Raw genomic sequence first — 20,435 nt, forward strand, 5'->3', positions numbered from 1 at the left:
TCGATGCCTTCTTTCCGTGCTCTGCGTGCTCTACGTGCTCCGGGCCCTGCTCAGGACTCTTGTGCCGGCCAGTTCCGCAACAGCGCGTCGAGCGCGTCCAGCGTCCGCTGCCATGTCACGTCCGTGTCCGGTGCGCTGTGGCTGAAGCTGCCGCCCATCTCCAGGCTCACGTAGCCGTGGAAGACGCTGCCGAGGAGGCGGACGGCGTGGGTCTGGTCGGGCTCGGTCAGGTCGTAGCCGCGCAGCAGGGCGCGGGTCATCTGCGAGTGCCGGGGCCCTGCGCTGGCCGCGGCCGATTCGGGGTCGAGGCGGAACTGGGAGGCGGCGTAGCGGCCGGGGTGGTCGCGGGCGTAGTCCCGGTAGACGTTGCCGAGGGCGCTGAGCGCGTCCTTGCCCGCCCGGCCGGCCAGCGCGTCGGCGGCGCGGTCGGCCATCTCCGCCAGGGCGATCATGGCGATCCGGGTCTTGAGGTCATGTGAATTCTTCACATGCGAGTACAGGCTCGCGACCTTGACGTCGAACCGGCGGGCCAGCGCCGAGACGGTGACGTGCTCGAACCCCACCTCGTCGGCCAGCTCGGCTCCGGCTCGCGCCAGCCGCTCCGTATTCAGCCCCGCGCGCACCATGCCCGTATGTCCTCCGTCTCGGCCCTTAAGCATCGACCCATGAGCATTATGCATTTGCCTAAAACCTTTAGGCAAATTAGCCTCGCTGTTATGAAGCCACTGACTGACCGGGAGATCCGTTCCGCCTTCGTGAACTGCACCAAGGGCGAGGCGACCCGGATGAACATCCCGCGCGATCTGGCCGAGCGCCCCTGGGACGACCTGGACTACTTCGGCTGGCGGGACCCGCAGGCCCCCGACCGCGCCTACCTCGTCGCCGAGATCGACGGCCGCCTGCGAGGGGTCGCGCTGCGCGCCTCGCACGCGGGGGCGTCGCAGACGCGGCGCAGCATGTGCTCGTTCTGCGTGACCACGCACACCGGGGGCGTCTCGCTGATGGTCGCGCCCAAGGCGGGGAAGGCCGGGAAGCAGGGCAACTCGGTGGGCGCGTACATCTGCAGCGACCTCGCCTGCTCGCTGTACGTGCGCGGCAAGAAGGACGCGGGCATGGGTTCGCGGCTGCACGAGACGCTGACGGTGGAGGAGAAGGCCGAGCGCACCATGGCGAACCTGGCGACGTTCGTCGCGAAGGTCACCGCGTAGGGCCGACCCGGCAACCCTGGGCTCCCTCGCGACCACTAGGGGCGGGACCGGCACCGGCCGGTCCGCGACGAGCCGAGACGATCCGGGAGACCAGGGATGAGCCGACCCACAGCTCCGCGCCCCCTCGCACTGCGCCTGTCCGCCACACTGACCGCCGCGGCCCTCGCCGCCGGCGCCGGGGTGGCCCTGTCCATGCCGGAGGCCGCCGCCGCGGCGGCCGGCGCCACCGGCTACGCGGCCCAGAACGGCGGGACGACCGGTGGCGCGGGCGGCGCCACCGTGCGGGCCACCACGGGCACCCAGATCCACCAGGCGCTGTGCGGGCGCGCCGCCGACGACACCCCGATCACGATCCAGGTCGAGGGCACGATCAACCACGGCAACACGAGCAAGGTGTCCGGCGACAGCTGCAACACCGCCGCCGGGGTGATCGAGCTGAAGCAGATCAAGAACGTCACGATCGTCGGGGTCGGCGGCGGCGCCGTCTTCGATCAACTCGGCATCCACATCAGGGAGTCGAGCAACATCATCATCCAGAACGTGACGGTCAGGAACGTCAAGAAGTCGGGCTCCCCCACGTCCAACGGCGGCGACGCCATCGGCATGGAGAAGGACGTCCGCAACGTCTGGGTGGACCATGTCTCCCTCGCCGCGTCCGGCGGCGAGGACGAGGGCTTCGACGGCCTCTTCGACATGAAGAACAACACGCAGTACGTGACGCTGTCCTACAGCACGCTGCGCAACTCCGGCCGCGGCGGCCTGATCGGCTCCAGCGAGAGCGACCTGTCCAACGGCAACGTCACGTTCCACCACAACCTGTACGAGAACCTGGACTCGCGCGCGCCCTTGCTGCGCGGCGGCACGGCGCACATCTACAACAACTCGTACACGAGCCTGAACGAGTCCGGCATCAACTCGCGGGCGGGCGCGAAGGCCAAGGTGGAGAACAACTACTTCAAGAACTCCAAGGACGTCCTGGGCACCTTCTACACCGACGCCAAGGGCTACTGGCAGACCAGCGGCAATGTCCTGGACAACGTGACATGGTCGGCGCCCGGGGACGAGAACAACCCGGCGGGCCCCGCCATGCAGTCGACCACCACCGTCTCGGTCCCGTACTCCTACACGCTCGACAAGGCGAGCTGTGTGCCGTCGATCGTCAGCCGCACGGCGGGCGCGAACACCGGCCTGAAGGTGTCCGACGGCAGCTGCTAGTACGGTCCGCCGATCACGGACGCGCCACGCACAGCTCGGCCCCGCCCGCCCGGACCCCCTCCGCGGCGGCCTCGGTCAGCGACGCGTCCGTGATCACCGTGTCGAACGCCGACAGCGGCGCGACCCGGTACTTGCCGAACGTGCCGAACTTCGCCGAGCCCGCGACGAGGACCGACGCGGCCGCCGCCTCCATGGCCGCCTGCTTGACCTCGACCTTGGGCTCGGAGGGGGTGGTGACCCCGCGCAGCAGGTCCCAGGAGCTGGTGCTGATGAAGGCGAAGTCGAGGGCGAGCTGGCGCAGTGTGGCGGCGGCGAGCCGGCCCACGCTGGAGCGGTTGTCGACGTCGACCTGGCCGCCGATGTGCACCAGCTCCAGGTGCGGGGCGGCCATCAGGCGGTCGACGGTGGTGAAGTCGTTGGTCACCACCGTCAGGGAGTTCACGCGGGCGAGCGCGGGGACCATGGCGAGCAGGGTCGTGCCCGCGTCCAGGTAGACGGTCATGCCCTCCTGGACGAGTTCGGCGGCCCGCGCCGCCATGGCCTCCTTCTCGGCCTTGTGGACCAGGGTCTTGTCCTGGAAGCTCGGCTCGCTGCTGACATGGCTGGCGATCCGGACACCGCCGGGGACGGAGAAGACCAGGCCCTGGCGCTCCAGTTCGGCGATGTCCCGGCGGACCGTCATGTGGGAGACGCCGAAGAGCTGGGTGATCTGCTGGACGCTCAGCACCCCTTCCCTGCGCAGGTGCCGCAGGAGTTGCTCGCGCCGCTGGTCGGGGATGAGCGGCAGGGGCTCCTGAGCGGTCATCGCCGCTCTCCTCTCTTCCGTGTCCGTCGCGCGCGGCGTCCGACGTCTCGTTCGTACTGTCGTACGCGACGGTAGCCGATGATCTTCTTTGCGGGCCGCGCCCTCAGCCGCCCACGAACGTGCTGAGCAGCAGGACTCCGCCGAGGCTGAGCAGCGACTGGAGGGACAGCATCAGCGTCCAGGTGCGGAACGTCTGGGAGACGGACAGCTGGAAGTACTCCTTGAAGAGCCAGAACCCGGAGTCGTTCACGTGCGACAGCATCACGGCGCCGGACGCGGTGGCGAGCACCATCAGCTCCGGGGAGACACCCGGGTAGGCGGTGAGCAGCGGGGCGACGATGCCGGTGGCCGCGGCGGTGGCGACGGTGGCGGAGCCGAGGCAGATGCGCAGCAGTGCGGCGACGACCCAGGCCAGGAGCAGCGGCGGCACCGACCAGTCCACCGCGTAATCCGAGATGATCTTGTCTATGCCGGTCGCGGTCAGCATGGCCTTGAGGCCGCCGCCCGCGCCCAGGATCAGCACGATCGCGCCGACCGGGCCGAGCCCCTTGCCCGCCATCTTCTGGAGCTGCCCGAGGCCGAACCCGGAGCGGACGCCGAGCGCGAAGAAGGCGAACACGACGGCTGCGAGCAGGGACAGGACCGAGGAGTCGCACGCCTCGAAGAAGTAGTACGGCAGCGTGCCCTTGGCGGTGTTGGACGTGCCGACCGTGCCGATGAGCATGAGGACCGGCGGCAGCAGCACGGTGATGAGGGCGAGCGTGAAGGAGACGGGGCGCCGCTGGTTGTCCGGGGCCGGGTCGGCCTGTGGCACGGGGCCGCGGTCCAGGTCGGGCGCGGGGCCGAACCACCGCGAGGCGACCTTCGTGAGCAGCGGCCCGGTGATGATCGCCAGCGGGATGCCGATGAGGAGCCCGTACAGGATCGTCAGGCCGGTGTTGGCGTCGTACGCGGAGACGGCGAGCGTCGGCGAGGGGTGCGGGGGCAGCAGGCCGTGCGAGACGTACAGGCCCGCGGCCATCGGCAGACCGACGTAGAGCAGGTGGGTGCCGGTGCGCTTGGCGACGGCGTACACCAGCGGGACGAGCATGACGAAGCTGACGTCGAACAGGTGCGGCATGCCGATGAGGAGCGCCGCCGCGGTGATCGCGGTCGGGATCCAGACGACGGGCCGTGAGCCGATGAAGACCGTCGCGATGCGGTCGGCGCCGCCCGATCCGAGCAGGATGCCGCCGAGGAGTGTGCCGAGACCGATGGTCGGGCCACTGCTGGCGAGGGCGCTGCCGAAGCCGTCCTGGAAGTGCTCGACGGTGGCGCCCGGCGCGATCCCGGCGGCGAGGCCGAGGCCGAGCGCGGAGAGCGTCAGGGCGAGGAACGGGTGCAGCTTGAACTTCGTGATCAGTACGACGAGGACGACGACGGCCGCCGCGCCGAGAAGCAGGTGCTGGACGTCGGTACTCACTTGGTCACCACCGGACGGGCCGCGCGGCCGGCCGCCCACGCCTGGGCGAGGCCGGCGTCGGCGTCGGCGAGGTCGCCGAGCCGGATGAGTTCACCGGCCGCCACGGGGCGGGCCAGTGTCGTGTGGGCGGCGAGGTAGAGCGGGGCGACGTCGCCCGGCGCGTCCTCGTCGCGGAGCAGGACGGCCTGCACGCCGGTGACGTCGTGGTGGTGGCCGCCCATGTCGAGGACGGTTCCGGCGGGCAGGTCCTGGCGGGCCCGGCCCGCGAGGACCGCGTGGCCGCGCGGGTCGGTGCCGCCGGAGGGGCGGTGGTGGCGGACGGCGGAGAGCAGCGAGACCGGCGTCTCGACGCCCATCAGGTGGTACGGGAGGTAGACGGCGGCGTACTTGCCGTCGCGGCTGACGACGTGGCCCTTGCCGCGCAGGGTCTCCCAGGTCTCCGGGTCGCCGGTGCGGACGACGACGAAGACGCCGCCCGCGAACGACGCCTCGCCGGGCAGGCGCAGCGCGCTGAACACGTCCACGGCACCGGGCCGGTGCAGCACGCCGCCGTCCTCGCGCGGGCGGTAGATGTCGGCCAGCTCGGCGATGCGCGCGACCGGGTAGTGCAGCCGCTCGGTGTCGGGCTTGAAGCCGGTGTTGGTGGCGACGACGGCCATCTCGCAGTAGTCGGCGGTCGCGCCGACGGGCAGCGCGGAGACGCTACGCGCGCGTGCCGCGAGGGTTTCGGCCACGTCGTCACCGAGGTCGAGCAGGTCGCCGAGGCCCGGCGCGTCGACGGTGGTGTCGAGCTGCGTGACCGTCCCCTTCTCCGGGTCGAGCACGAGGTCGTACTCGCTGGACTTGCCGATCGCGACGATGTCGAGGCCGAGCAGTTCGGCCCAGGTCACCAGGCCGATGAGGTTGGCGGGCTGGTCGCCGTCGGCGGTCGTGTAGACGAGCCCCGACCGCTCGGCCAGCTCGGCGAGGTGCAGTCCGGCGACGGAGTCGACCTCCTTGCTGACCATGGCGACGTGCCGCCCGGCGAGCAGCGCGTCCTTCGCCATGGCGTAACCGTGCACGGGGCTGCCCGTCGCCTCGACGAGGATGTCCCAGGGCGCGGCGGTGAGCAGGGCGCCGTCGGCCACGAGCGCGAGGTGCCCGTCCCGTGCGGCGCGCTCCACCTCGGCGGCGTCCGCGCACTCTCTCACCTGGGCGTCCTCGTAGCCGAGGTCACCCAGCATCGCGCGCAGCCTCGGCAGGTCCCGGTCGCACAGCACGGCCGGGCGGAGCGCCGGGATGCGGAGCGTCTGGGCAAGAAGAGTCCGGGCGAAGCCGCCGCCGGCGCCGGACAGTGCGTAGCGCACCGGTCCGGCGTCGGCGCTGGCGAACAGATGGTGCAGGTTCATGGGCTCTCCTCATTGAGCGCGGTGGCTGGAAACACTCCGCCGGTTAACAACATGTACCAGGCGTTCTCATCTGAGTAAAGCTTGTTAACATAACTTCACACGTTGCCGTGGGCGACGGAACACACCACGACTCAAGGGAGGTCCGATGCCACTGCTCGGAGCCATCGCCGACGACTTCACCGGTGCCACCGATCTCGCCACGGCGCTCGTCGCGCGCGGCTTCCGGACGGTGGTGGCCGTCGGCGCCGAGGGCCTGACGTCCGACGCTGCCGCGGCGCGGGAGGTCGGCGAGGCCGACGCCGTGGTCGTCGCGCTGAAGTCCCGCACCGCGCCGGTCGAGGAGGCCGTCGGGACGTCCCTGGCCGCGCTCCGCGCGCTACGGGACGCCGACTGCCGGAGCTTCTACTTCAAGTACTGCTCGACGTTCGACTCGACGCCGCGCGGGAACATCGGCCCGGTCACGGACGCGCTCCTGGACGCGCTCGGCGAGACGGCGACGGTCGTCGTCCCGTCGTTTCCCGCCACGGGCCGCACGGTCTACAAGGCCCGCCTCTTCGTCCACGACGAACTGCTCGCCGAGTCCCCCATGCGTCACCACCCGCTGACCCCGATGCGCGACTCCCACGTCGTACGCCTCCTGGAGCCGCAGACCCGCCGTCCGGTGCGGGCGATCGGCCTGGACACGGTGCGAGCGGGCGCGGAGGCCCTCCGCACGGCGCTCGCCGCACCGGAGCACGCCGACGCCCTCACCGTCGTCGACGCCACCGAGGACCGGGACCTGCGCACCATCTCCGCCGCGACCTCGTCGATGCGCCTGGTGACGGGCGCGGCGGGGCTCGCCCTGGGCCTGACCGGGCCGCACGAGGGCACCGCGCGCGCCGCCGCGGCCTCCGCGCCCGGCGCTTTCGGGGCGGTCCTCGCGGGAAGCGCGTCGTCGGCGACCCGCGCGCAGGTCGCCCATGGACGCGAGCGCCTCCCCCACCGCAAGCTCGACGTGGCGGCGCTCCGGTCGGATCCGGCGGCGACCGTCGCCGACCTGGTGGACTTCGCCCGCGCCTGCTGGCGGCAGGACCCCGCGCGCCCGCCCCTCCTCTACGCCGTCGGCTCCCTGGACGACCTGGAGCACGACACGCCCGAGGGCGCGACCCCCGCCGCAGAACTGATCGAACAGGCCCTGGCCGCGTGCGCCGTCGGCCTCGTACGAGCGGGAGCGCGCCGCCTCCTGATCGCGGGCGGGGAGACCTCCGGCGCCGTCACCACCGCCCTCGGCGCCCGCACGCTGAGCATCGGCGCGCAGATCGCCCCCGGCGTCGCCTGGGCCCGCACGCACCTCACCGTGGACGGCGCGACCGAGGCCGTCGACCTGGCCCTCAAGTCCGGCAACTTCGGCGACACGACCATCTTCACGACGGCCTGGGACGCACTCGCATGAGCACCATGACCCCTCACGATCTCGCTGCGGCCGGCGCCCACCTGGCCTCCCTCGGACTCAGCCCCGGCTCCTCCGGAAACCTGAGCATCCGCGAGCGGGACCGCATCCTGATCACCCCGACCGGCGCGGACCTGGCCGCGATAGACGCGGACGCCTTGACGGTCCTCGCCCTCGACGGCACCCACCTGGACGGCCCCCGCCCGTCCAAGGAGTTCCCCCTGCACACCGCGTTCTACCGGCGCGACCCGTCGACCCGCGCCGTGATCCACCTCCACTCCCGCCACGCGGCCGCGCAGTCCTGCCGCCCCGCCTGGTCGGAACGCAGCGCCCTCCCCCCGCTGACCCCGTACTTCGTGATGCGGGTGGGCCAGACCCCGCTCCTCCCCTACGCCCCGCCCGGCGACGCGCAACAGGCGGCGGACCTGGAGCAACTGCCGTTCCCCTTCCGCGCCGCGCTCCTCCAGAACCACGGCCCGGTGACGGCGGGCCCGTCCCTGGAGGCGGCCATCGCGGCGGCGGTCGAACTGGAGGAGACATCGGCGCTCCTCCTCACGCTCGGAGACCTGCCGGCGCGGGTGCTCACGCGGGAGGAGGCACGGGCGATGGCGGAGAAGTACGGGATGCCGTGGTCGGGCTAGACGGAAGGGAGCCGCACTTCGGCCCAGACGGTCTTGGCGTACGCGTCATGAACGGTGCAGCCCCAGCGGCCCGCATGGGCCGCGACCAACAGGAGCCCTCGGCCCGATGTGCCGTCGGCTGACGGGGGCACAGTCAGCGACGGCGCCGCATCGGGTCGGGTGTCGGCCACCTCGACGCGGAACACGTGGGGCAGCAGACGGAGCGTCAGACGGAAGTTGCGCCCCGGGAGACAGCCGTGGGCGACGGCGTTGGACGCCAGCTCGGCCGTGACGACGGCCACCGCGTGCGCGGTCTCCGAGCCGTGCGGTACATCGCACCAGTCGTTCAGTTGCTGCACGGCGAGCGTACGGGCCAGTCGGGCGCCGCGTCGGGTACTGCTGAGCAGCAGCCTGAACTCGGCGGGGGCGGCGGGGGCTGAGGTGGTGGCCTGTTGTTTCACGGGCCCAGAGTGAGCGGCCGCGAGCGGCACCGGCCAGGTACGACGCCCGTACCGGTGGGCCGCGTACGGCGCTTGCGCCCTTGCCTGTACGGGTGTTGTACGGCTTCTGTACGGGCCCGGCCCCGTGTCCACGCACGACGGACCCGCGTTGGACCATGCCCGACGGAAGGGTGTGAAGGCGATGCGGGACACGCAGAAGGACCGTGCGGTGAGGACGCGGGAGGAGAGTGACCTGCCGGGCGCGTGGTCGGCGTACGGCGCGCTGCTTCAACACCTGCGCAAGCGCGCCGGAATGAGGCAGCAGGAGCTCGGCGACATCATCGGCTACTCGCCGGAACAGGTCGCCTCCGTCGAACAGGGGCGCCGTCCGGCGAAGGCCGCGTTCACGAGGGCGGCGGACCGGGCGCTGGAGGCGCGGGGTTCGCTTGAGGCCCTCCAGGACGAGGTGGACCGGGGGAAGCTGCCGCGGTTCTTCCGCAACTTCGCGCTGATCGAGGCGGAGGTGGTGAGCCGCTTCTCGTACGATCCGCTGCTGGTGCCTGGGTTGTTGCAGACGGAGGGGTATGCGCGGGCGATTTTCGCCGAGCACTGTCCGCCGTTGAGCGCGGAGATCATCGACCAGCACACGGAGGCGCGGCTCTTTCGGCAGAAGTTGCTGAGCCGCGTGCCGTACGCGGAGTTGTCGTTCACCATCAGCGAGGAAGCTCTGCGCAACCCCCTGGGTAACTCCGGCGTGATGCGCGAGCAGTGGCAACATCTCCTGGCCATGGGCGCGTTGCGCAACATCGAGGTGCAGGTCATGCCAGCTGCCACCGGCTTCCACTGTGGTCTGGACGGCCCGTTCGTGACACTGGAGACCAGGGAGCACCAACACCTCGGGTATATCGAGTCTCAGGAAGTCGGATGCGTAGTTCAAGATCCGGCGGATGTCAGCGCCTTCGGATTGCGCTATGGCAAGCTGCGCTCGCAGGCTTTGAACAGCGACCAGTCTGCGCGGCTCATCGAACGACTGGTAGGAGAGACATGAGCGTCGAGCAAGTATCCGAGGACATGCACGCGCTGCGCTGGTTCAAGAGCAGCTACAGCGGGTCGGGCGGCGGCGACTGCGTCGAGGTCGCCGCCGGACCCGACGCCGTCTACGTACGGGACTCCAAGGCCGCGGGCAACGGCCCCGTACTACGAGTCGGCCGCCTCCAGTGGGCCGCATTCGTGGCGCTGCCGCGCCCTTGAGGGCGCGGCAGCGCTGGTGATCAGCGGGTGCGGTGGAAGGCGACCGTGTAGGTGCGGGTGGTCGCGCCGTTCGCCGAGGTGTTCGTGAGGGTGCGGGCCGTGAGGCGGGTCCCCTTCGACGACACGATGGCGCTGCCCTCGCGGACCTTTACCCGCGCCCCGGGCGCCGCCGCCACCGCGCCGACCACTGGGAGACGTCCGTTCTCGGGCCGGTCCACGACGTACGTCGAGACGTCCGGGTCGAAGCCGTCGAGCGCGGCGCCGCCGAGGGTGATGGCGGAGGCGTCGGCGACGCTCGCCTTTGTCGCGTCGGCGACGTTGGTGACCCTGACCGTCCCGTCGGCGGCGACGGTGATGTCCGCCGCCATGGCCGCCGCGAGGTTGATCCGCTGCCAGCTCGCCTTGCCGTCGGCAGTGAGGTCGAGCGGGGAGCCGGAGTCCGTCGCGGTCTGTTCCAGGATCTGGGTGCGCTGGGCGGTGGTGAGGTCCGGGAAGGCCGTGATGAGCAGCGCCGCCGCGTCGGACGGGGTCTTGAGGGGCTGCCCGGCCTTGCTGACCCGGGAGAAGCCGTAGCTGAGGCGCCGGGTGTACGTGTCGAGGTGCTGGGCCGTGCTCTGCCCCGCGTACGGGTCGCCCGCGCAGGCGGTGAGCGTGGCGCCGTAGCTCTGCTTCTCGCACCGCGCGAGCAGCACGTTCTCCATCTCCGTGTGGGCCTGTGTCAGGAGCTTCGCGAAGTCCGGGTCGGCCCAGCGGTGCGCCACCGTGGCCTGGGCGCCGATGCGGCCGCCCATGACGTCCAGCGGGTAGTGGAAGCCGAGGATCAGCCGGTTGTTCCCGTACTCAGAGGTCCGAGCGAGGATCGACGGGGCCAGCTCAGGGAGGAGCGTGGCTAGGACGGTGCCCGCCTCGTAGCCGCTGTAGGTGTGGCCGCTGGGGTAGGAACCGCTGGTGGCGAGCCCGGCGTACGAGCCGTCCTGCGACTCGTAGATCCGGCCGCCGTCCCCGACGAACCCGAGCCGCACGTACGGGCGCAGGTAGTTGTAGTGCTCCTTGGCCGCGTCGTGGGTGTCGAGGTTCTTGGTGACGCGGGAGAACAGGGCGCTGGTCTTGGGCAGGTCGCCGCCCTTGAGGGCGTCGAGGTAGAGCCCGCCGAGGCGGGAGCCCAGGCCGTCGGCCATGGTCTGCGTCGCGCTGTTGGTGGCGTCGACCTCCGCGCGGTCGACCTCCTTCTGTGTCGCCGCGTTGTTGACGCCGACGACGATCTTGTCGTTCTCGGCGGTCGGCGAGGCGCCCTCGGGCAGCTTGGCGTTGGCGGCCAGGGTGTCGGCCTTGAGGTCGCCGAAGCCGCTGAGCAGGTCGGTGAAGTAGTCGCTCCCGTCGTCGGTCTCGGGCCAGGCGTCCGAGGGGTACGTCGCGTTCAGAACGTCGTCGGGGAAGGGGGACGGTTCGTACGCCGTCGCAGCGGCCTTGGATGCCGCCGGTGTTATCGATGACGTGCCTGCCAGCGTCACCGCCTCCACCGTCGCCGCGTGCGCCTTCGCCGTGCTCCGGCCGCCGACCGTGAGCAGCGCCGTGCGGGTGCCGCCGGGTACGTGCGCCGTCGTGCCGTCGTCGAGCGTCACCGTGTAGCCGAGGACGGGGAACCCGCCGTCACCGGCGGGACGCCAGTCCACCCGGACCCGCTTGCCCTCGGTGACGACACCCGTCACATGCGGCGTCTGCGGGCGGCTGTCGCCGACGACGACGGGCCGTGTGGCGGTGCTCGCGGCCGAGGCGCCGCGGGCGTTCACCGCGCGGACCCGCGCCGTGTACGACGTACGGGACTTCAGCGCGGTGAACGTCACGCTTCTGCTGTCGGGGTCGTGGACCGTCAGCTGGTGGCCGCCGCTGAGAGAGATCTCGTAGCCGGTGACGGGTGAGCCGCCGTCGTCCTTCGGGGCGGACCACGCGACCTTCACGGCCGTTGTGCCGGAGGCGGTCGCCGAGACCGCGTCGGGCGCAGTAGGTACTGTCGTGCGCTTCAGCTTGAGCGTGGCAAGGGCGCGGTCGAGGGTTTCGTACCGTGCGGTGAGCGTCTTGTCCGTCGCCTTGTCGTCCGCGAGGGCGGTCTTCGCCTGGGTGAGCGCGGCGGTGAACTTCGTCCAGGACGCGTCCGTGTATCGGCCCTTGTCGAGCGCCGAGGCGGTGGTGACCAGGTTCTCCAGGTGCAGCCTGGGCAGCGGGCTCAGTTGCTTGGCGGCCAGCGTGAGGCTCCGGGTCCGCGTGTCCGCTTCGAGCTGCGTCACATCATCGGCAGTCAACACGGCTCGTGCGGCGTCGAGTTCGCGCTGGAACACCGCGAAGTCGATGGCACCGTAGCGGTCCGCGTCGCCGGACAGTCCCTCGTAGCTCTCGACGGCCTTGCGCAGGGCGGTCAGGTCCGTCACCGCCGGTGCCTGGACCCGGCTGAAGGTGATCCGCCCCAGGTTCGCGACGTAGGGGTGCGAGGCGTCCGCCCGCGTCGTCAGCCGCAGATGCACGGAGTGCTTGCCGGTGACCGACTTCGGCAGGGTCAGGCCGGTCGTCCCGCCCGCCGACCACGAGGAGCCGGTGACAGGGAGGGGGACGGTCGCGTACGGGGTTCCCGGCGCGTCCTTGTCGAAGCCGTCGAGGTAGATCTCGACGGCCGAACCGGTGCCGCAGCGCGCCGAGTTGTTGACATAGGTGAAGGTGACGGTGTTCTTCGCCTGGCTGCCGAAGTCGATGTCGCCGTAGTCGAGCCAGGCCCCGTTATACGTACCACCCAGGGAAGTGGTGGACCCGGCGCCGCTCCAGGTGGCCGCCTCGCTCTTGAGGCCGCCGCCGCTGTTCGCCTTCCAGGCCGTGGCGTCGAAGGCGACCGGGGTGTCGGCGCTCCGCGTCAGGGTCAGCGAGTAGACGTTGGCGACGTAGGGCTGGGCGTCGGTCTGCGTGCTGGAGACGAAGGCCGCGTACACGTCCTGGCCGCCGGAGAAGACGCCCGGGTCGAGCGTGACGCTCGTACTGGCCACGGTCCCCCAGCCCGAACCGGTGTAGTCGAGCGGGATGTCGGCGACGGCGGGGCCGTCCTTCCTGCCGAGGCGCAGTTCGATGTGCGAGTCCGATGCCGCGCGGGAGCGGGGCTTGTCGTAGCTGACGGTCACGGTGTCGGCCCCGTCGCCGAGGGCCGTGTTCTGCCACTCGGCCCAGGCGCCGTTCGTCACGTTCTCGAAGATGCCGCCGGACAGCTTCAGGGCGGACGAACCGCCGCCGGTACCGGTCGTGGTGGGCGCGGTCAGCGTGGCGAGCGTGGTGGTCCCGCCGGCCGACGGGGCGTCGTACGGCGAGAACTGGAACCAGTCGAAGTTCGACACCCACTGCCGGCCCGACGGGGCGTGGAAGACCATCGTCGCGCGGCCCGCGTCGAGCAAGGCCTGCGCATTGCCGAGAGCCGCCTGGACGGTCGTGTAGTTCGACCAGGCGCCGGTGCCGGGGAGCTCGACCGTGGCGACGACGGGCCCGTCCTTGTCGCCCGCGTGGACGGTGACACCGCTCGGCGCGGCTCCCGCGTCCTGCGAGTTGGCGTAACGGACGGAGACGCTGCGCGGGGTGACACCGCCGAAGTCGAGGCCGCTGAACTGCTCCCAGGACCCTTCGGTGACACCTCCGAGGTCGCCGTCCGAGTAGTACGCCTCCTTGACCAGGCTCGGCCCCTCCATCGCGTCCGGGTCCTCGGCCTGGAGGACGGCGTAGCCGCCCTCGTCGAGGGTGAGCGCGTCGGCGGCGGACCGCAGGGCGTCGAGCGCGCCCATGAGCGTGCCGGTGGTGGAGGCGGGGTCGGCGAGGACGGTGCGGGCGCGTTCGAGCGCGGCGCGGAACAGGCCGTACGAGCCGTCGGAGTAGTTGCCGGGACGCACCAGGAGGGCGTCGTCGACGAGGGACGTGAGGGCCGCCCGCTGCACCGCCGCGGCGGAGATGACGAGCGGGTCGGTCACGGATATGCCCGCGCCGGTCACGGTGGACGCCGGGACCTTGTGGGCGAAGGCGGCGTCGCGGAAGGTCAGGCCGAACCGTACGTCGGTCCGCGTCCAGCCCTCCAGCGTGAGCGTCGCCTTGCGCGACCCGGCGACGCGGAGGTCCGCCGTGACCCCGGCCGGAAGGCCGGTGACGGTGGCCGCCCCTTCGCGGGTCAGGCTGGTGCCCTTGCGCGCGGAGAACGCGGCCTTGCCGCTCAACGTCAGTTCAATACGGCCGTCCACCTTGCCGCTCGCGGCGGTGGCGACGGTGTCCGGGCGGGCGGAGAGCACGGTCGTGCCCTTGTCCATGTCACCGCCACCGTTGCCGGGGGCGCCCGTGTCGGTGTTCAGCGAGTACGCGGGCGCGGTGTCCTTGCCCCAGGCGGACGGCTTGGGCCCCATGGTGAAGTCGAGGGTGCCGCCGCCGATGATCTGCGCGTAGTCGAGCCAGGTGTTGCCGAAACGCTTGCCGTTGTACGCAGCACGCTGGACGTAGTAGTTGTCCGCCGAGACACCGTCCGCCCGCACCGTGAACTTCTTGCCGTTGGCGTAGGTGATCGTCGTGGAGTCGAAGAACGGGCTGCCGATCTGGAACTGGCTCGATCCGGCCGTCACCGGGAACAGCCCGAGGGCGGCGGCGACGAACATGGTCGACATGGTGCCCGCGTCATTGTCCATGGTCGGCAGGAAGCCGTCCGGGGCCGGCTTGTAGACCTTGGTCTTCACCGGCGGCCGGAACTCACCGCCCGAGCTGGGGGCCTCGCCCGTGGAGCCGGTCGCGATGTACCGGTTCCAGGTCTCGCCGGTGTAGATGGAGCGGACCCACTTCTGCGTCAGGCTCGGCTCGCCGACGTAGTTGAAGAGGTAGGGGGCCTGGAGGTCGATCTCGTTGGCGTTGGAGTGCAGCATGGCCGAGCCGTCGTCGGCGCCTGCGTCCTCGCCGAACATGTGCAGGACCGCGGCCCTGCCCGCCTTGTCGCCGCCCATCGCCTCGATGAGGCCGCCCATGTCGTAGGCGTCGTACCAGTGGTACTGCCACAGGGTGCCCTGGTAGAGCTTGGCCTCCTCGAACTTCTCGTAGTCGACGCCCGTCCAGTTCCCGTCGCCGTCGCGCGGGGTGAGCAGTCCGACCTCCGTGCCGTCCTTCGCCGTCCAGGCGCCGTCCTTCACGAGGTGGTCGATCGCCATGGTCGCCTGCTCGCGCAGCTCCTTGGCGTCCGCGTCCTTGCCGAGCGCGTCGGCGACGATCGCGAGGGCCCACTGGTCGTAGCCGCGCTGCACGGTCGTGCCCGGGTCGCCCGCGATGTACCCCTGCCGCAGCTGCTCGCCCGTGTAGTACCCGGCGTAGGACTTCAGCGCGGGGTACGCCTCGTCGAGCCGGTCGAAGCCGTCGTACCCCTTCGAGAGCGCGTCCGCGATGACGACGGGCAGCCGCTCCCAGCGGACGGTCGGCACCGAGTGCGTGAGGCTGCCGAGACTCTTGCCCGCGGTGCGGGTGTCGGCGAAGAGGATGATCGCCGACTGCACCATGTCGCGGTAGGCGGCCGGGTCGATGTACGCCTCGACCGAGAACTTGCGGAAGTCGTCCCAGGAGGACCAACCGTCGTAGTACGTGTAACCGTTGGCCTTGTGCACCGCCCCGTCGGCGCCGCGGTAGGTCCCGCTGGTGCTCGTGGCGTTCACCGGCAGCGCGTACATGCGGTACAGGTGCGTGTAGAAGAGCTTGGTCAACGTCGCGTCCGGGTCGGCCTTCCTGGAGGCCTGTACGGCGACGGCGCCGAGGGTGCGGTTCCATTCGGCCTTGGTACGCGCGCGTGCCTGGTCGAAGGTGAGGTCGCCGACCTCGTTCGCCTGGTCGGTCGCGGCCTGCTCGGCGCTGATCGGCGACAAGGTGACGCGCAGCTCGATGTCGTCCCGGTCGGCCGCGTCGAAGGCGAGGACGGCGCCGGTGTCGGTGCCGTCCTGCACGGTCGCCCCGCTCAACTGCCCCTTGTCGCCCCAGGTGCGCAGCGAGGTCACCGGGACGTTCGTGGTGGCGTAGTAGTACATCCGGTACGCGGCGCCGTTGAACGAACCGGCGATGATGCCGCTGATCGCGGTCGTCCCGTCCGCCCGCTTCTTCGCGTCCAGGGTGGCGCGGGTGCGGCTGGTGAAGTTGTTGGCCAGGTCGAGCACGAGCTTCGGCTCGGACCCGGCGGGGAAGCGGTACCGCTCAAGCGCCGTCCGCGTCGTCGCCGTCATCTCGGCGTCGATGGTCCCGGCGGGCGAACCGAGCCCCACCCGGTAGTGGCCGGGCGTGGCCGTCTCGTCGTCGTGGCTGTACGCATGCGCGTAGCCGCTGGTCGCGGGGCGGCTGTCGTACGTCGTGGAGGTCGGCACGACGAGGAGGTCGCCGCCGCCGCCCGAGCCGCCGACCCCGTCGAGGTTCGTGGCCGTGAACCCGGCGATGTGGTCCTCGTCGTGGTCGTAGCCGCTGTGGTTGCGGTTCGGCGTCGTCATCGGGTTGACCTTGGCGAGGCCGTGCGGGGCCTGGGCGCCCGGCAGGTCGTTGCCGTCGTCACCGGCGGTCGACACGAAGGGGTCGACGAGCCTCGTGTAGTCCGTGCCACCCGACGGACCGGCGGTCGAGCCGGCGGACTCGGCCGCGACGGGCGACGCGGCGGGCGACGCGACGGCCGTACCGCCACCGGCCGTCAGCGCGGCAAGGCCGAGCGCCCCGGCGAGCAGCGCGGCGAGGGCGGCGCGCGGCCTTCTGCGGTGCATGCGTCCAGCGGGTCCTGCGGGTCTCATGGGCACGGACTTCTCCAGCGTCGCGGTACACGCGCCCACATGAACCGCCGTGACAACGTTGTCGGACGGCGGCCGGGTGTGCGCACTCGGGATCATCAGATACGGGGAATTCGTACAACGCGCGAACGGCATCCGTACAGAGGGTGCGCAGCAAAAGGATCGGGGGCGCAAGGCGGCTTGGGCGTGTTTCGAAAGTCCCGTCGTCCGCCCGAAACTCGCCCTAGTGTCCCCGGAACGCCTCCTCCAGCCACCATGCGCCGCGCTCCCGCACCACCTTCGCGTCCACGAGGAGCGGCGTGGTGCGCGGGCCCGCCACCCAGTCCTCGACGGCCTTGAGGTCGGCCGGTGTCCGTACGGTGACGGCCTCGAAGCCGTAGCCCCGGGCCACGGCCGCGATGTCGGTGTCCCCGAACTCGACAATGCCGAGCGGGAATCCGTCCGGTCCGAAGTGGTGCACCTCCGCGCCGTACGCGTCGTCGTTGTAGACGATGACGACCATGGGGAGGCCGAGCCGTCGCACCGTGTCGAGTTCGACGGCGCTCATCAGGGCCCCGCCGTCCCCGAGCGCGGCCACCGCGAGCCGGTCCGGGCGGGCGAGCGCGGCGCCGACGGCGGTGGCGAGGCCGAGGCCGACGGACTGGAACGCCTGCGTGAAGCAGAGGCCCTGTTCGTCGGGGACGGACAGGTACATGGTCGGGTAGCCCATGAAGTTGCCCGAGTCGACACCGATCACGCGCTCGGCCGGGAGGAGGGCGTCGAGGGCGATGCTGAGCGTGCGCGGGTCGATGCGGTCGCGGGTGCCGGTGTCCTCGTACGGGAGGTCGCGCCAGCGAAGGCGTGACGTGAGGGCGAAGGCGGTGGTGGGTGTCCGGTGGCCGAGGGCATCGTGGTCCCCGAGCGCGGCAAGCGTCCGCTCCGCCGTCGTGAGCACGTCGCCGGTGACTCCGAGGGCGACGGGCCGGTTGACGCCGAGCGCCTCCGGATCGTCGTCGACCTGGACGAGCGTCGTGTCGGCGCCGACGAGCCGCCCGTGCCGGGTGGTCCACATGGTCAGCGAGCAGCCCCAGCCGACCAGCACGTCGGCTCCTTGCAGCAGTTCGGCGGCGAGCGGCGACGCGAAGCCGCCCGCCACGTCGAGCGACCACGGGTTGCCCTCGAACAGGCCGCGGGCCACGGCCGACGTGGCGAGCAGCGCGCCGCACCGCTCGGCGAGCGCCTCCATGGCGGCACGACAGCCCGCGCCACGTGCGCCGCGCCCCGCGAGGAAGACCGGGCGCTCCGCGCGCGCGAGGAGGGCGGCCAGCGCCTCCACGTCGGCGTCGGCGGGCCGGACGGCGGGGCGCGGCGAGGGCGGTTTCACGGCCGCCAGGGCCCGGTCGGCGTCCGGCGCGTCCTCGGCCTGCACGTCGAGCGGCAGGTTGAGTACGACCGTACGGCGCTCCCGGACAGCGGTGCGCACGGCGGCGCACGCCTGCGCGACGGCGTCCCGCGCGGACGTCACACGGGCCACCTCGGCACCGAGCGCCCGCGCCAACGCGGCTTGGTCGACGGCGAAGTTGGAGCGCGGCCGTGACGCCTCCGCCGCGACCACGACGAGCGGGGTGCGGCTCTTGGCCGCCTCGCCGATGCCGGTGAGGGCGTTGGTGTACCCGCACCCCTGGTGCACGCTGACGGCCGCGACCTCGCCCCGCACCCTGCTGTAGGCGTCGGCCATGGTCGCGGCGCCGCCCTCGTGCCGGGTCGCGACGAAGCGCGCGCCGGCCGCCACCATCGCGTTGGTGACATGGAAGTTGCCCGACCCGACGACGCCGAAGACCTGCCCGACGCCCGACGCGACCAGGGCCCGTCCGACCGCCTCCGCCACCTTCACGGCTACTGCCTCCCGGTCCGCTCGACAAGGGCGAGCACGCGCGCGGGAGCCCCGGAACCGCTGACGATGGGCAGGGGCCCGGTGAGGAGAACGGCACCGGTCGGCGGCAGCCGGTGGAGGTTCCGCAACTGCGTGAGCCCGTACTTGCCGCTGCCCATCAGGTACGAGTGGCAGGGGAACGGCGGCTCGAAGCCGTGCGCCCGGCCCGCGTCGGTGCCCACCGTCTCCACGCCGAGCCCGATGACCGGGGTGCGTTCCGCCACCCAGCGGGCGCACTCGGCGGACAGGCCGGGCGTGTGGGGGCCGTTCTCGTCGGCGTTGAGGAACGGCTCCTGCGCGTGCGACCTGCTGCTCCAACCCGTCCGCAGCAGCAGCCAGCCTCCGTCGGGCAGCGCGCCGTGCCGCCGCTCCCACGCCTGGAGATCCGCCACCTCGACGAGGAAGTCGGGGTCCTTGGCGGCCTCGTCGGAGAAGTCGGCGACCACGACAGGGGCGACGAGCCGGCCGGCCGGGACCGATGCGATGTCCGCGCCCTCCTTGCCGGTGACCCAGTGGTTGGGCGCGTCGAAGTGGGTGCCGGTGTGCTCGCCGGTGCGGAAGTTGTTCCAGTACCAGGCGGGCCCGCGCTCGTCGTACCGGCTGATCTCCTCCAGCTCGAACCGGGCGGTCTGCCCGAACTCGGGGGGCAGTTCGAGGACTGGTGTGCCGGAGGACAAGGGGGCGGTGAGATCGACGATCTCGATCGCGCCGTTGTGCAGCGCGGCCACTAGGGCGGTGAGGAGGGAGGGTGCGGAGGGCTCGGCGGATGCGGCGGGCTTGGCAGGCGGTGTCGGCGGCTCGGGCATGTGCGCATCTTGACGGCGGGGGTGCGGTTCACGCCACCGCGGGCGCTCACCTTGTTGCAAGGACCCGCCATATACGAAGCGCCCTATGGCGATCAATGTGGTCAACCTGGTAGGCAGGTTGACGTGACGTTACGCCAGGTAAGGACCAGAACGCGTGAGGTTGCCGTCGCCACAGCCGTGCTCGCGGTGCTGCTGACGGCGTGCGGCGACTCCGACTCGGACAGCGCGGCCGGGTCGGGCGGCACCGACCATGTCACCGTCGCCGCACTGCCGTTGACGGACTCCGCGGCGCTCTACATCGCCCGCGACCGCGGCCTCTTCGAGAAGGAGGGGCTCGACGTCACCATCCAGCCCGTCCAGCAGAGCCTCCAGGCGCTGCCCGCGCTCACAAAAGGGCAGGTCGATGTCATCGCCAGCGCGAACTACGTGACCTTCCTCCAGGCACACGAGAAAGGCACCCTCGACGTACGCATCCTGGCGGAGGGTGTACGGACTGCTCCCCACATGATGGATGTACTGGTGCCCAAGGACTCCGGCATCAAGACCGCGGCCGATCTGGAGGGCAAGAAAGTCGCGGTCAACATCCTCAACAACATCCAGACATTGACGCTCAACGCAATTCTTGACAAGAAAGGTGCAGGGCGGCCCGATTACCGGCAGATCGCCTTTCCCCAGATGGGGCCCGCTCTTGAACGGGGTCAGGTGGACGCCGTGCACGCGGTCGAACCGTTCGACAGCGCGATCCAGGACGACCTCGGGGCGCGGGTCCTGGTGGACGGCGGATCCGCTCCCGTCGAGGCGCTGCCCATCAGCGGCTACGTCACCACGGCGCAGTACGTGAAGCAGCACGCGGACACCGCCGCCAAGTTCCGGCGCGCGATCGAGGCCGCGTCCAGGATCGCGGCCCGGGACCCGGCGGCCGTGCGCGGGGAGCTGCCGAAGTACACGAAGGTCACGGCGGCGCAGGCCAGGACGATGGGGCTGCCCGCGTACCCGGCGACGGCGGACCCGGCGCAGCTGCGACGCCTCGTCGACCTGATGCGGGAGCAGAAGCTGCTGGAGAAGAACATCGCCCCGTCCACGTTGCTGGTGAAGTGAG

Annotated in this window: 14 protein-coding genes and 1 pseudogene; 7 read left to right on the plus strand and 8 right to left on the minus strand. The window is 71.3% G+C overall.

Translation table 11 applies throughout. The features are described 5' to 3' along the window. Nucleotides 1–50: 50 nt before the first annotated feature. Nucleotides 51–626, minus strand: coding sequence for a TetR/AcrR family transcriptional regulator (locus C1N81_RS12045; RefSeq protein ID WP_394428785.1), 576 nt, complete (start codon nucleotides 624–626; stop codon nucleotides 51–53). A gap of 90 nt (nucleotides 627–716) precedes the next feature. Here C1N81_RS12045 and C1N81_RS12050 point away from each other — a divergent pair, with 90 nt between their 5' ends. Then, nucleotides 717–1,208 (plus strand): FBP domain-containing protein, encoded by a 492-nt coding sequence (locus C1N81_RS12050; protein ID WP_394428786.1) that lies wholly within the window; start codon nucleotides 717–719, stop codon nucleotides 1,206–1,208. Nucleotides 1,209–1,304: 96 nt separating this feature from the next. Further along, nucleotides 1,305–2,420: pseudogene (locus C1N81_RS12055) on the plus strand (polysaccharide lyase family 1 protein); the annotation flags it as partial. A 16-nt stretch (nucleotides 2,421–2,436) separates the two neighbouring features. On the opposite strand, the gene C1N81_RS12060 reads toward C1N81_RS12055, so the two are convergent. The 3 genes from C1N81_RS12060 to C1N81_RS12070 all read right to left on the minus strand — a co-directional run bounded on the left by C1N81_RS12060 (nucleotide 2,437) and on the right by C1N81_RS12070 (nucleotide 6,078). Next, the gene (locus C1N81_RS12060) at nucleotides 2,437–3,228 is read right to left on the minus strand and encodes a DeoR/GlpR family DNA-binding transcription regulator (RefSeq protein ID WP_394428787.1); all 792 of its coding nucleotides are present in this window, start codon (nucleotides 3,226–3,228) and stop codon (nucleotides 2,437–2,439) included. Nucleotides 3,229–3,331: 103 nt separating this feature from the next. Further along, the gene (locus C1N81_RS12065) at nucleotides 3,332–4,690 is read right to left on the minus strand and encodes a GntT/GntP/DsdX family permease (RefSeq protein ID WP_394428788.1); all 1,359 of its coding nucleotides are present in this window, start codon (nucleotides 4,688–4,690) and stop codon (nucleotides 3,332–3,334) included. After that, nucleotides 4,687–6,078, minus strand: coding sequence for a homoserine dehydrogenase (locus C1N81_RS12070; RefSeq protein ID WP_394428789.1), 1,392 nt, complete (start codon nucleotides 6,076–6,078; stop codon nucleotides 4,687–4,689). Before C1N81_RS12070 ends, C1N81_RS12065 begins: the two co-directional genes overlap by 4 nt. 145 nt (nucleotides 6,079–6,223) lie before the next feature. Between C1N81_RS12070 and otnK the strand changes: the two genes are divergently transcribed. Together otnK and C1N81_RS12080 are read left to right on the plus strand one after the other, a co-directional pair. Continuing rightward, a complete protein-coding gene (gene otnK / locus C1N81_RS12075; protein WP_394428790.1) occupies nucleotides 6,224–7,510 on the plus strand; it encodes a 3-oxo-tetronate kinase in 1,287 nt (428 codons plus the stop codon). 5 nt (nucleotides 7,511–7,515) lie between these two features. Next, nucleotides 7,516–8,148: a class II aldolase/adducin family protein gene (locus C1N81_RS12080; RefSeq protein WP_394437880.1), complete on the plus strand. Its 633-nt coding sequence runs from the start codon at nucleotides 7,516–7,518 to the stop codon at nucleotides 8,146–8,148. Here the strand turns inward: C1N81_RS12080 and C1N81_RS12085 are convergent. After that, a complete protein-coding gene (locus C1N81_RS12085) occupies nucleotides 8,145–8,588 on the minus strand; it encodes an ATP-binding protein (protein WP_394428791.1) in 444 nt (147 codons plus the stop codon). The two genes, C1N81_RS12080 and C1N81_RS12085, sit on opposite strands and share 4 nt — an antisense overlap. Nucleotides 8,589–8,769: 181 nt before the next feature. Between C1N81_RS12085 and C1N81_RS12090 the strand changes: the two genes are divergently transcribed. Both C1N81_RS12090 and C1N81_RS12095 read left to right on the plus strand, forming a co-directional pair. Then, nucleotides 8,770–9,615 (plus strand): helix-turn-helix domain-containing protein, encoded by an 846-nt coding sequence (locus tag C1N81_RS12090; protein ID WP_394428792.1) that lies wholly within the window; start codon nucleotides 8,770–8,772, stop codon nucleotides 9,613–9,615. After that, a complete protein-coding gene (locus C1N81_RS12095) occupies nucleotides 9,612–9,818 on the plus strand; it encodes a DUF397 domain-containing protein (RefSeq protein WP_394428793.1) in 207 nt (68 codons plus the stop codon). Before C1N81_RS12090 ends, C1N81_RS12095 begins: the two co-directional genes overlap by 4 nt. 20 nt (nucleotides 9,819–9,838) lie before the next feature. Here the strand turns inward: C1N81_RS12095 and C1N81_RS12100 are convergent, their stop codons facing one another. The 3 genes from C1N81_RS12100 to C1N81_RS12110 form a co-directional block, all read right to left on the minus strand. Beyond that, on the minus strand, nucleotides 9,839–16,594 hold the full coding sequence (locus tag C1N81_RS12100) for a glycoside hydrolase domain-containing protein (protein WP_394428794.1): 6,756 nt from the start codon (nucleotides 16,592–16,594) through the stop codon (nucleotides 9,839–9,841). 247 nt (nucleotides 16,595–16,841) lie between these two features. Beyond that, complete coding sequence (locus C1N81_RS12105) at nucleotides 16,842–18,491, minus strand: thiamine pyrophosphate-binding protein (protein WP_394428795.1); 1,650 nt, start codon at nucleotides 18,489–18,491, stop codon at nucleotides 16,842–16,844. 2 nt (nucleotides 18,492–18,493) lie between these two features. Then, nucleotides 18,494–19,336 carry a cyclase family protein gene (locus C1N81_RS12110; RefSeq protein ID WP_394428796.1) on the minus strand — a complete coding sequence of 281 codons (843 nt, stop codon included), beginning with the start codon at nucleotides 19,334–19,336 and terminating at the stop codon, nucleotides 18,494–18,496. 123 nt (nucleotides 19,337–19,459) lie between these two features. Between C1N81_RS12110 and C1N81_RS12115 the strand changes: the two genes are divergently transcribed. Then, on the plus strand, nucleotides 19,460–20,434 hold the full coding sequence (locus tag C1N81_RS12115) for an ABC transporter substrate-binding protein (RefSeq protein ID WP_394428797.1): 975 nt from the start codon (nucleotides 19,460–19,462) through the stop codon (nucleotides 20,432–20,434). Nucleotide 20,435 lies beyond the last annotated feature (1 nt).

The sequence above is a fragment of the Streptomyces sp. SGAir0957 genome (assembly GCF_043523415.1).